This is a genomic window from Streptomyces sp. SM1, from assembly GCF_002910825.1.
In the GTDB taxonomy this organism is placed as follows: Bacteria; Actinomycetota; Actinomycetes; order Streptomycetales; family Streptomycetaceae; genus Streptomyces; species Streptomyces okerensis.
The window spans coordinates 1-8953 of the sequence record NZ_NEUB01001029.1 but is presented as its reverse complement, the minus strand read 5'-3'; the positions used below and the strand labels follow the sequence as shown (position 1 = coordinate 8953).

Below are 8953 nucleotides of genomic sequence, written 5' to 3'. Positions count from 1 at the left end.
GCCCTTGGCGGCCCAGCGCGCGTCGGTGTCGTAGGGGGAGGCCAGGCGGATACTGCCGGGCGGGACGCCGTCTGTCTCGGCCTCCCGCTTCCTGACCACCTCCCGCCCGCGCGCATCGGTGTGCAGGTAGTAGGTCTGCACCAGCACCTGCCGCAGGGTCTGCACGGCCTCGATGTCGCGGATCCAGGGCGGGGCGGCAGGCGCGTAGGCCGCCCGGCACAGCGTCAGGGCGTCCTGGCCGAAGACGTGGGCCAGCTTCTCGCGCTTGGTCTGGGACGACGGCATCGTCCAGCCGTTGATCCGCTCGCCGTAGCGGTGGGCGAACTCCGCCACGTCGATCGTGTCCGACAACCAGGACGGTGCCGCGACCGCGAGTGCTTCCAGGGCCGCGCGGACGCTCTCCCCGGCCAGCTCCGTGCGGTTCAGGTCCCGCACCGCGCCGATGACGTGGGTGGCGTCGGTGCGCTGCCTGCCGCCGGCGGCCACCAGGCCGGCATCCTTGCAGTACTCCAGCAGCCGGTCGAACACCACTCGTTCCAGGCCGTGTTCGGCAAGGCGGGCGCGGAAGCGGGGCAGCACGGTGTGATCGAAGCCGGTGTCGGCGAGCTCCATCCCGAGGGCGTACTTCCAGTCGATGGCCCGCACCGTCATGGCCGCGGCCTGCCGGTCGGTCAAGTTCTCAGCGAACTGCAGCACCGTCACCAGCGACAGCACACCCGGCGACAGCCCAGGGGCGCCGCGCGTACCGAACGCCTCGGCGAACGGCTCGTCGGCGAACACCTCGGCCAGCCGGTCGCGGACCCGTATCGGCAGGCTCCCTTTGGGGAAAGCCTTGCGGGCGATCTTCGCGGTCTGCTCCGGTACCGGTGGCAGGGCCTTGGGCTGCATCGACATCTCTCACCCCTGCGGCCGAGGAACGGGGAAACCGGCCGCAGGGCCGATCATGCCGCAGCCACCGGACTCCGCGTCACGAATTGCGCACCAGAGTCCTGGGTGTCGTCAAAGACGATGCCCTTGTGCACCGCGAATCCGCGTACACCAGTGACCCCGGCACCAGGCACCGCGCGGCGCACCGCATTAAGTACCCCGCCGATCGCAGCAGTGGCCGGCAGCACCGGAACCCCTCCGATCGCGTGATCAGCGATCACGGGGGCGGCGGCAGTGGCTGCCAGCGGCCGGGTCAACACCAGGACGCTGTCCGGGAGTTGAGAGGATTCCCGGACGGACAGGGGGGAGTTGGGTCCCACGACACAGACGGTGTCGGCCGCGCGCTCCTCGGAGAACTGCTCGACGAAATAGCCCACGCCCTCGCCCAGCGGGATGAGCGGGATACCGCGAGCGGCGAACATCTCCTCCAGGGCGGGCGTGACCATCCCGCCCGCCCAGGCGCCCCAGTTCACCGAAGTGATACGAGCCTTGGGGGTCCGCTTTCGAAGTGCGCACGCCCAGCGGTTGAGCGCCTCGTTGGCCATCGCATAGTCCGACTGACCACGGTTCCCGAAGAATCCGGCAACCGAGGAGAAGAGCAAGACGTGTTGCAGCACCTCGTCCGGAAGTGCCTCGATGACGTTGCGCAGGCCTGTGAGCTTGGTGCTGAGCACCCGCTCCACGTCCACGGCCTTCTTGTCCTTGATCAGCGTGTCCGCCAAGACCCCCGCACCGTGCACGACGCCGGTGATCCGCTCGCGGTGCGGCGCGAGCGACGAGCGGACGGCTGCGGCGTCAGTGATGTCCACCGCGAGGTACTCGGCCTCGGCCCCGGCCTGGCGTATCTCCGCGAGTGTCTGCCGTATCTCGCGCTGACCGATCAACTCGCGGGCCATCCGTTCCACTTCGCGGGGAGTGGGCTTGCCACCGCCGCGCTTGACCTCGGCGGCGGCTTCAGCACGCAACCGGTCGACAGGCACCCCTGCCGCCCAGGCTGGTTCGTCGGCCAGCGGCGTACGGCCCAGAAGCAGCAGCTTCGTCCGGTACGTACGGGCCAACCCGATGGCGCAGGCCGCCGTCACTCCGCGGGCGCCTCCCGTCACCACAAACAGGTCGTCCGCGGTGGGCTCGGTGGCTCCCGGCTCACCGGGTAGGGACTCGTCGGTCGCGGGGGCCAGGTCCACGGTGCGTCGTGTGCCGTCCGTCGAGTGACCGACCTGGGTGAGTTCGAGCTCCGCGTCGTGCACCTCGGCCAGGAACAGTTCGACGCATGCCTCGGGAGACAGAGCGGGAGCGAAGTCGAGGGCCCGGCAGAACACCGTGGGCGCCTCGATCGCGAGCGTCTTGACGAGCCCGAAGGCGCCGCCGAGCGTGGCCCTCGTCACGGACGCGTCACCCGTCAGGCCAAGGTGGCCGTCCAGCCGGGTCACGGTGACGAAGGCGGCCCGTCCGTCCTGCGCCGCCCGCTCGAGCAGCGGCTGGGTTGTGCCGGCCAGCAGCAGTGAGTCGCGAAGAGCGGCGGCCTGGGCGTCAGGGTCGGAGCCTTCGACACAGTCGACGACCAGGTCGAGCCGGTCCACGCCGTCGGGAACCGACCGGCCGGTGTGCACGGTCCAGCCGCGCTCCCGCAGCGCGGAGACAAGCGGTCCGGGCTGTTCCCCGGTGCCCGCGACCAGGGCGACCGGCTCGGACCGGTAGACATCGGGCACAATGTCGGCGACCGGCAGCTGGGTCACCACGGCCTGCAGGCGCCCGATGCCGGAGTTCAGGCTTTTGGGCCGGACACCACCTCCGCCGCAGAGCCTTCGGCAGTGGCGCCGGAGACGAAGGTGATGATGTCGTCCAGCGTGCGCAACTCGGCAAGCTGCTCCGGTGCAGCCGACTCCGACCCCGGGAACCGATCCCGCAACGCCCCCATGATCTCCACACGCTTAATCGAGTCGATCCCCAGATCCGCCTCGACATCCATCGACGTATCCAGCATCTCCGCCGGATAACCCGTCTTCGCCGACACACTCTCCAACAGCACCCGACGCACCTCGTCGACGGACACCTCGCCAGAAGCGCCGGAAGACGGATCAGACTCTGCCGGAGACAACGGAGCTGTGTCCGAGGCGCCGCTGGCGCCGGAGACGAAGGTGATGATGTCGTCCAGCGTGCGCAACTCGGCAAGCTGCTCCGGTGCAGCCGACTCCGACCCCGGGAACCGATCCCGCAACGCCCCCATGATCTCCACACGCTTAATCGAGTCGATCCCCAGATCCGCCTCGACATCCATCGACGTATCCAGCATCTCCGCCGGATAACCCGTCTTCGCCGACACACTCTCCAGCAACACCCGACGCACCTCGTCGATCGACGCGCTCTCGCTCGCAGCGGCGCCCGTGAGCACGGGCGCGGGAGCAGCCTGCGGGGTGGAGGGGGACGGTTCGGGTACGACCGGGGACGATGGCAGAGCCGTAGGCACTGGAGCAACAGTGGTGGGCGCCAGCGCGGCAGGAGCCGGAGCCGGAGCCAGTGCCTGCGGGGCCAACGGGGCGGGCGCCAATGCCGCCGCGAATGTGTTGTACGAAGTGCTGGGCGGAAGCGCAGCAGTACCGGTGTTCAGTGCGGTGCCGTTCCCGACAGCGACCCCGCTCTCCAGGTGCGCGAGGCTACGGAGCACCTCACTGGCCTGGACGTGGCTCTGCCCAATGGCCAGGCTGTGCTGGGTGACGGCGGTGATTCCCGCGATCACGCCGTCGTCGAGACCGCCCCGGGCGGTTTCCTCGCGCAGCACCCCGCTGAGGCGGTCGGCCACCCTCAACTGGCCTTCCAGGTACTCCCGGTGCATCGTCAGGTGCTCCGACGCCACCATCCCCGTGGTGACGAACCCGGCGCCGAGCACCGTGGCCTGCGAGGGCACCGCGGTGGCCACCGGAGCCGACGGCGCCACAGGCGTCTCCTGCGCGACGGGTGCGGCAGCGACGGGCTCCGGGGCGGGGGCGGGCGCTCCGGCCTGCTGCGGAACCTCGATCGTGTATCCGTTCTCGAGAGACTGCTGGTATGCCTCGCGGCGAGCCTCGGGCACGTAGTTCACACCGTTCAACGGGATCGTCATCCCCTCCACCGGCAGCGCCGACTCGAAGTCTGCGGAGTATCGGTTGCATTGAGTGAGCGAGAGACCCAGCACGAGCAGTTGTGCGGCGAGTTGCTTGAGTGGACGGTCACCGTCACCGCCCGGGCCGGAGTCGGCGCTGAGGACGACGACGTCCTGGCGGTCGGCGAGGGTCTGGCGCACCAGTCCGGAAAGCACGGACTTCGGGCCGAATTCGACGAACACCCGGAAGCCGTCGTCGTACATCTGCGTCAGTCGCGGCGCGAAGTGCACCGGGGCAGCGAGCTGGCCGACGAGCACCTCGCGGTTGGCAGCGATGCGCTTGCCGTAGGAGGCATCGGGCGTGTTGGCGAACACGGGGATGCGCGGCGAGCGGACGCGTGCCGATGCCACCGCGGGCTTGAACTCCTCGACAGCGTGGGCGACGAACCGCGTGTGAAACGCGGCGGCGACGGGCAGTTCCTGCGCCTCTACGCCCTCTCGCGTGCACGCGTCGATGAAGGCGCGTACAGCGTCGGTGCCGCCGCCGACCACGACCTGTTGTGGTGCGTTGACGTTGCACACCACGACGTCATCGTGGTGCGCGACGAGTTCCTCCACGCGGTCCGTGTCGGCCTTGACCGCCGCCATGGTGCCGGGGTCGCTGCTGCCCTCGGGACGGGTGGCCATCGCCTTGCCGCGCTCCCGGGACAACCTGAAGAAGTCCTCGTCGCTGAGGCTGCCAGCGGCCCACAGGGCGGTGAGTTCACCGTAGCTGTGGCCCAGCACTCCGTCAGGAGCGAAGCCGAGTTCGGTGAGGTAGCGGTACTGCCCCGCGGCGAGGGCGCCGATCGCGGGCTGCGCGTAGTCGGTTCGGCGCAGGGCCTCCTGCTGCCGCTGCCTCGTCTCGCCGTCGAAGGCGGCTGGCGGGAACACCACCCCTCGCAGCGGCTGCGTTCCGGCGAACTCCTGGGCAGCCGCGTCGAATGCCGCCCGCACGGGAGGGACGGAGATGGCGGTACGGGATCCCATCCCGACGTACTGGCTGCCTTGGCCGGCGAAGAGCGCGGCGATCTTGCCGCCTTCTTCTCCGAGCGCCGACCTGCGGTAGTAGGCGCCACGCGGCAAGGTGAAATCCGCGGTGTCGAGGTGAGCGCGAAGGTGTTCGGCGGCTGCGGCGCGAAGCTCTCCCGCTTCCTCCGGACTACGGGCAACCAGAGCGAGACGGGCGTGCTCGGCGGGAACGGGTCCGTCCTGGTCCGCACCAGTCGTGACGTCGCCGCCCGCCTCCAACACGGCCAGCAGCGCCTGCGGGTCGGCAGCGTGCCATGCGTAGACCCGCGCCGTCGGACCTAGCGCGGTCAGACCCGCGCCCTGAGGATCATGCTCTTCCAACAGGCAGTGGAAGTTCGTACCGCCGAAGCCGAAGGCGGACACCGCGGCACGGCGTCGGTCCCGGGCAGGGTCGGCCACCCACGGCTGGGACGACGTGTTCAGGAAGAAGGGAGAGTTCTCGAAGTCCACAGCCTTGCGAGGCTGTTCGACGTTGATCGTCGGCGGCAGGACCTTCTGGTGCAGGGCCAGCGAAACCTTGATCAGACCGGCCGCGCCGGCTGCGGCCTTGGTGTGCCCGATCTGCGACTTGACGCTTCCCACGGCGGCGAACTGCCGCTCGTCCGTGGCCGCGTCGTACACGTCACGCAGGGCGGTCAGTTCGGTCAGGTCACCGACGGACGTACCGGTGCCGTGGCACTCCAGCAGGCCGACCTGCTCGGGGCCGAAGCCCGCGTCCTCGTACGCCCGCTGAAGCGCGGTGATCTGCCCTTCCCGGCGCGGTGCGTAGATGCTCTTGAACCGGCCGTCGCTGGACGTGCCGATGCCCTTGAGGACCGAGTAGATGCGGTCGCCGTCCCGCTCCGCGTCCTCGAGCCGCTTCAGGGCGAGCATGCCGGTGCCTTCGCCGATGAGGGTGCCGTCGCTGTCCTCGTCGAACGGGCGGATGCGCCCACTCTTCGAGAACGCGGGCGTCTTCGAGAAGCAGAGGTACATCAGGATGGTGTTCTCGGCGTCGCACCCGCCCGTGAGCATGAGGTCCGCGCGCCCCGACACCAGCTCGGACGCGGCCATGTGCACGGCGGCCAGCGAGCTCGCACACGCCGCGTCCACGGTGCAGTTGGTGCCGCCGAGGTCGAAGCGGTTGGCGATGCGTCCCGCGACGACGTTGCCGAGCATGCCGGGGAAGGAGTTCTCCTCCCACGGTGCGAATGCCTTGGTGAACTTGGCCGCGATCTCGTCCGCGTCCCGCTCAGACAGACCACAGCTGCGTACGACCTCCTTGAGAACGGGGGTCTGCAGACGCGCGGCCAGCGGCTGGGTCAGCGAGTTGGCACCGGTGATCCCCAGGATCACGCCCGTGCGTGTGGGGTCGTACCAGGGGGCGTCGAGAGCGCCCGCGTCGCGGAGCGTCTGCTTAGCCACCATCAGGCTCAACAGCTGGAGTACGTCGGTGACTTCCAGGGTGTTCGGCGGCAGTCCGAACTCCATCGGATTGAACGGGACCGTCGGCACGAAGCCGCCCCGCTTGGCGTAGGTCTTGTCCGGTGCGCTGGGGTCGGGGTCGTAGTAGTCGGAGATGCGCCAGTGCGTCTCCGGTACGTCTTCTAGGCAGTCATTGCCATCGACGATGTTGTTCCAGAACTCACCGAGGTCGCCGGAGCGCGGGTAGAGCGCGCCCAGACCGACGATCGCGATGGGGGTATCGCCGAGCTTTCGGCTTCCGGTGCTGTGCTGAACCATGACGACTCCATGCCGCGTGGGCAGGGGTTGGGGGAAGAACGAGGAAAGTGGTGCGGGGTACGACATCCCGGGATGCGCGAATCCCTACAGGTGTCCGGCAGGAACGGCGGCAAGAGCCGCAAGCTTCGCGGTCACCGGCTCGCGCAGCATCGAGTAGTGGTCACCGGGTGTGCGCTCGACGCTGAGGTCATCGCTGAGCTGTTCCCAGCCCAGCGGATCAGGAGTGGCCAGCAGTCCGCGCTCGGGCCGCAGCAGAGTCAGCGGGACGCGCGCCCGGGCGGGTGCGAAGTCCTCGGCGAGCCGGTTGTTGCGCCGCAGCCCGTCGAGGTAGGTGTCGTAGACCTTCCGCAGGCCGGGCAGCGTCGTACCCGGTCGCAGCGCTCCGTGCTCCAGAGCCGCCTCAAGGACCGCCTGGAGCAGCGTGTCAACGTCCACATCGCCACCGGCCGCAAGCTCTCGGGGTACCGGAACAGCGCCGCCTCGCTTGGCGGCCAGGTACATGCAGAACCACGGGATGACCAAGTCCGGCCCGATCTCGTCGTTGCCACGGGTGTACTCCGGCACCGGCGCGACGCTGTCCAACAGCACGATCTGGCGCGGGAGTTCAGCGCTCGAAAGGAACGAGGTGAGCGCGTGCCCGACGACTCCACCGAAGGACCAGCCCACCAGCGTCCACGGACGGGAGAGAAGTCCTCGGGAGCGCAGCGCATCCGCAGCGCGCGAGGCGACACCAGAGACCGTGAGATCGGATCGCCCTCCGTCGAGCGCCGCCTGGAAGTACTCCGGCACCTGTTCAAGGTCCACCACGTGCAGCTCGGTCCGTGGCGGCAGGGCCGCCGCGAGCTCTCGATAGTGGTCTGTGGGCAGAGCACCGGGGTGGACGACCACCACCCGTCCGGACTGAGCCGAACTGCTGTCTTGGCCGCCGCCCTCCGTGAACGCCCGTACCAGCGGCGCCGGCTGACGGGCCCTAGGCCGCACGCTACTCCCCCTGCTTCTGCACGATGTAGCGGGAGAGCTCGTTGATCGTCGGGTGGTACCACAGCGCGGTGGTCTCCAGCTCGAAGCCGAGCCAGTTCTCCAGCTCGCCGGAGAGCACCAGCGCTTCGGTGGAATCCAGATCGAACTCGTCGAAGTACTGATCCGGATTGACCTCGGACTGCGGAACTCCCAGCTTATGTGCCACCTTCTCGACCAGCCATTCCTGGACGGCCTGATCAGTCAAGGCGGCAGCATTTCGCTCACCAATGGAATTTTCGGGCACGGTAGTCCTTTCTCTCTGATGCGGCGTAGGAGAACCGCTGACTTGGGCCGATGTCGACGGAGAGGAGCCCCAACTGCGAGGACAGCCCCTCAACGATCCGGCTCCGCAACGCGAATCCGGCAGTAGCCGACCGATAGGCGTCGGTTTCGGAACGCACAGGGATTTCCATGAGTCCTCCCAAGGATTCTGAGCCGAGCTGGCTCTACTGCCGGCCCGAAGAAGCGGATCGCAGAACGGATTCGGCAGCTGCACTTCCCGAGTCGAAAGCGGATTCGTGCGACCCGATGATGTCCGGCCCCATCTTCCTGGAGTGAAAATAGGAGCCGGCCAGCTTTACCCTCGACCCGGACTCGTTGATCGAGTACATATCCGACTGCAGCTTTCGCGTGGGCGCCGAGAAGACCGGGTGACGGTAGGAGATGTCCTCGATGATGCACTCCTCACGGATCTGCACGCCGGAGTCGAGCGTGAGGAAATAGTCCTTGGCGCTTTCCAGTTGCTGCAGGTCATTGAACTCTTCTCGGTAACGCCTCGTGACGTTTTGTGATCTTCGTTCAGGCGGTGCGGTCGTGCTCGAGCTGGAGCAGGACGAGGGCGGCTCGGGCGATGCGGGTGATGGCCGAGGGGTCGAGGCTGACCCTGCGCAGGGCCTTGAAAGTGACCTTCAGCAGGGCGTTGGCACGTTCGGCGACGGCGTGGACGCCTCGGATCACGGCGTTGAACGCCTGGTCGGGCTCGGCGAGTTCACCGCCCTTGGGCTTCTTGACCGGGTGACGGAAGCCGGGCCCGGCGTTCTCGTAGCCGAGGTCGGTCAGGGTGGGGACGCCCAGGGTGGCGGCGAGCCGGTTCAGGGCGTCGACCAGTCCGTGGGCCCGTGCGCAGGTGGTGTC

7 protein-coding genes are annotated in these 8953 nt (G+C 68.5%); all 7 read right to left on the bottom strand.

Translation table 11 applies throughout. The features are described 5' to 3' along the window. Positions 1 to 894: transposase (locus B9S61_RS37115; RefSeq protein WP_146064868.1), on the bottom strand; the 894-nt coding region annotated here is incomplete at its 3' end. Positions 895 to 941: 47 nt separating this feature from the next. Next, positions 942 to 2666 (bottom strand): SDR family NAD(P)-dependent oxidoreductase, encoded by a 1725-nt coding sequence (locus B9S61_RS37110; protein WP_103546089.1) that lies wholly within the window; start codon positions 2664 to 2666, stop codon positions 942 to 944. Positions 2667 to 2692: 26 nt separating this feature from the next. Further along, the gene (locus B9S61_RS37105; protein WP_103546088.1) at positions 2693 to 6799 is read right to left on the bottom strand and encodes a type I polyketide synthase; all 4107 of its coding nucleotides are present in this window, start codon (positions 6797 to 6799) and stop codon (positions 2693 to 2695) included. Between the two features lie 84 nt (positions 6800 to 6883). Continuing rightward, positions 6884 to 7780: a thioesterase domain-containing protein gene (locus B9S61_RS37100; protein ID WP_146065043.1), complete on the bottom strand. Its 897-nt coding sequence runs from the start codon at positions 7778 to 7780 to the stop codon at positions 6884 to 6886. Between the two features lies 1 nt (position 7781). Next, a complete protein-coding gene (locus B9S61_RS37095) occupies positions 7782 to 8024 on the bottom strand; it encodes an acyl carrier protein (RefSeq protein WP_219820006.1) in 243 nt (80 codons plus the stop codon). A gap of 241 nt (positions 8025 to 8265) precedes the next feature. Then, the gene (locus B9S61_RS41855; protein ID WP_219820005.1) at positions 8266 to 8517 is read right to left on the bottom strand and encodes a hypothetical protein; all 252 of its coding nucleotides are present in this window, start codon (positions 8515 to 8517) and stop codon (positions 8266 to 8268) included. Between the two features lie 100 nt (positions 8518 to 8617). After that, positions 8618 to 8953 (bottom strand): transposase family protein (locus B9S61_RS37085; protein WP_146064862.1); only part of this gene is annotated, 336 nt, incomplete at its 5' end.